The sequence below is a fragment of the Nonomuraea zeae genome (genome assembly GCF_005889725.1).
In the GTDB taxonomy this organism is placed as follows: Bacteria; Actinomycetota; Actinomycetes; order Streptosporangiales; family Streptosporangiaceae; genus Nonomuraea; species Nonomuraea zeae.
Genome location: NZ_VCKX01000583.1, coordinates 1 through 2815, shown reverse-complemented (window position 1 = coordinate 2815; position 2815 = coordinate 1). Strand labels below are relative to the sequence as shown.

Sequence of the window (2815 nt, the reverse complement as noted above, 5' to 3'; positions counted from 1 at the left end):
CCCACCCACCAGGGAACCCCCGCAAAAGACCCCCCACAACCGCGTCCGCACACAAAGGAACCACCATGGCCTACATCACCACCACCGACGGCACCGAGATCTTCTACAAGAGCCAGGGCACCGGCCAGCCCGTCGTCTTCAGCCACGGCTGGCCCCTCAACGCCGACGCCTGGGAAGACCAGATCCGCCACGTCGCCGAACGCGGCTACCGCGCCGTCGCCCACGACCGCCGCGGCCACGGCCGCTCCAGCCAAGCCTGGAACGGCCACGACATGGACACCTACGCCGACGACCTCGCCCAGGTCATGGACGCACTCGACCTGCGCGAGGCCATCCTCGTCGGCCACTCCACCGGCGGCGGCGAAGTCGCCCGCTACATCGGCCGCCACGGCACCTCCCGCGTCGCCAAAGCCGTCCTGCTCGGCGCCGTACCACCCCTCATGCTCAAGACAGAGGCCAACCCCGAGGGCACCCCCATGAAAGCCTTCGACGACATCCGCAAAGGCGTCGAAAACGACCGCGCCCAATACTGGCAGGACCTCGCGATGCCCTTCTACGGCGCCAACCGCCCCGAATCCAGCGTCTCCCAGGGTATCCGCGACGCCTTCTGGCTCTGGAGCATGCAGGTCGGCCTCAAAGCCGCCTACGACTGCGTCAAAGCCTTCTCCGAAACCGACTTCACCGAAGACCTGCGCCGCTTCGACATCCCCACCCTCGTCGCCCACGGCGACGCCGACCAGATCGTCCCCATCCACGACTCCGCCATGAAATCCGTGGAAATCATCCCGAACGCCACACTCAAGGTCTACCCCGGCGCCCCACACGGCCTGGCCAACATCAACCCCTTCAAAGACCAGTTCAACCAGGACCTCATGGCCTTCATCACCACCTGACCACCACCCCGCCGGCCGCGGGGGAGCCCTGGGGATAAAATGGCACACCCGTACCACTTTTCACCCCAGGGAGACCCCATGGCCTGGCTCCTGCTCGCCTTCGCCATCGCCTCGGAGGTCCTCGCCACCTCCGCACTCAAACTCAGCAACGGCTTCACCCACCTCGGCTGGACCATCACCACCGCCACCGGCTACATCACCTCCTTCGTCCTGCTCGCCCACGCACTCAAACTCCAACTCGAAATGGGCACCGCCTACGCCATCTGGTCAGGAGCCGGCACCGCCGCCATCGCCATCATCGGCACCCTGTTCATGGGGGAGACCCTCACCCCGCTCAAGATCGGCGGTATCCTCCTCATCATCGGCGGCGTCATCGTCCTCAACCTCGCAGGTGCCCATTGAACCCGCACCCCGATCCACCCGATCCACCTGGTCCACCACCCCGCCACACCACACCACCGGGCCCACCACCAAACCCCCCACCAGGCTCACCAGCGGGGGAGCACCCCCACACCCAGGCACGCGCCCGACGACGCCGCGCCACCCTCCTCAACGCCGCCGTCGACCTGCTCACCGAAGCCGGCTTCGCCGCCGTCACCCACCGAGCCGTCGCCCAGCGCGCCCACCTGCCCCTCGCCGCCACCACCTACTACTTCACCTCACGCGACCAACTCCTCGCCGAAGCCTTCGCCCAGCTCGTCGAAACCGAACTCGCCACCACCCGCACCTGGATCACCCACCACGGCCTCACCGCCATCACCGACCAGGTAGCCACCACCGACCGCACCCGCCAACTCGGCCTCTGGGAGCTCTACGTCCACGCCGGCCGCGACCCCGTACTCCAGCAAATCGCCCGCCGCTGGACCGACGGCTGCGTCCGCATCATCGCCGACACCCTCCACCTCCCAGAAACAGACACCCGCGTACGCCTCCTCTACACCACCATCTCCACCCTCTGGCTCGAACACCTCGTCGAACAACGCCCCCTCACCGAAGCCCGAGCCCTCCTCACCATCGCCCTGCAAAACACATTGCCGCCCCCCTGACCCCCACCTACACTGCCTCCGTGCTCAAACCCCACTACCCGATCACCACCCAACGCCTCCACCTGCGCCCCTTCACCCCCGACGACCTCGACGCCGTCCACGCCTACGAATCCCTGCCCCACGTCACCCGCTACCTCTACTGGGACCCCCGCGACCGCGACACCAGCCGCACCTACCTCGACAAAAAAACCACCCGCACCGCACTCCACGACGAAGGCGACGCCATCGACCTCGCCATCACCCTGCGCACCACCGGCCACGTCATCGGCAACTGCCTGCTCATCTGGACCAGCAAAGACCACCGCCAAGGCGAAATCGGCTACGTACTCCACCCCGACCACCACGGCCACGGCTACGCCCCAGAAGCCGCCCGCGCCCTGCTCCACCTCGGCTTCACCGACCTGCGACTCCACCGCATCACCGGCCGCCTCGACGCCCGCAACACCGCCTCAGCCCGCGTCCTGGAAAAAATCGGCATGCGCCACGAAGCCACCCTCATCGACAACGAAATCGTCAAAGGCGAATGGGCCAGCGAAACGATCTACGCCATCCTCGAAACCGAATGGACCCCATGACCATCCACCACCTCGCCCTGCACACCGACTGGGAAAACGCCCAGCACACGGGGGAGTACCGCATCTCCACCCTCGGCCGCACCCTCGACCAAGAAGGCTTCATCCACTGCAGCCACGACCACACCCAGCTGCGCACCGTCCACACCACCTACTACACCGGCGTGACCCAGCCCCTGCTCATCCTCGACATCGACCCCACCGGACTCGACATCCGCACCGAAAACGGCTACCCCCACCTGTACCTGTCTCTTATACCCATCTCCGAGCCCACGCGACCCTACGACCGCTCGCATGCCTTCTT

Annotated in this window: 5 protein-coding genes; all 5 read left to right on the top strand. The window is 66.5% G+C overall.

Annotation, left to right across the window (positions count from 1 at the left end; genetic code table 11):
- The first annotated feature begins 65 nt into the window (after positions 1-65).
- A complete protein-coding gene (locus ETD85_RS61415) occupies positions 66-893 on the top strand; it encodes an alpha/beta fold hydrolase (RefSeq protein ID WP_138698958.1) in 828 nt (275 codons plus the stop codon).
- Between the two features lie 78 nt (positions 894-971).
- Complete coding sequence (locus ETD85_RS61410) at positions 972-1295, top strand: DMT family transporter (protein WP_138698957.1); 324 nt, start codon at positions 972-974, stop codon at positions 1293-1295.
- Positions 1292-1939 carry a TetR/AcrR family transcriptional regulator gene (locus tag ETD85_RS67190; RefSeq protein WP_138698956.1) on the top strand — a complete coding sequence of 216 codons (648 nt, stop codon included), beginning with the start codon at positions 1292-1294 and terminating at the stop codon, positions 1937-1939. The genes ETD85_RS61410 and ETD85_RS67190 overlap by 4 nt, the downstream gene beginning before the upstream one ends.
- Positions 1940-1959: 20 nt before the next feature.
- Positions 1960-2514 (top strand): GNAT family N-acetyltransferase, encoded by a 555-nt coding sequence (locus tag ETD85_RS61400; protein ID WP_138698955.1) that lies wholly within the window; start codon positions 1960-1962, stop codon positions 2512-2514.
- Positions 2511-2815: DUF952 domain-containing protein (locus ETD85_RS61395; protein ID WP_170247493.1), on the top strand; the 305-nt coding region annotated here is incomplete at its 3' end. The genes ETD85_RS61400 and ETD85_RS61395, both read left to right, overlap by 4 nt.

Excerpts from the sequence above, each read along its gene's own strand:
- ETD85_RS61415 (WP_138698958.1), top strand. The coding sequence starts at position 66 with ATGGCCTACATCACCACCACCGACGGCACCGAGATCTTCTACAAGAGC.
- ETD85_RS61410 (WP_138698957.1), top strand. The coding sequence starts at position 972 with ATGGCCTGGCTCCTGCTCGCCTTCGCCATCGCCTCGGAGGTCCTCGCC.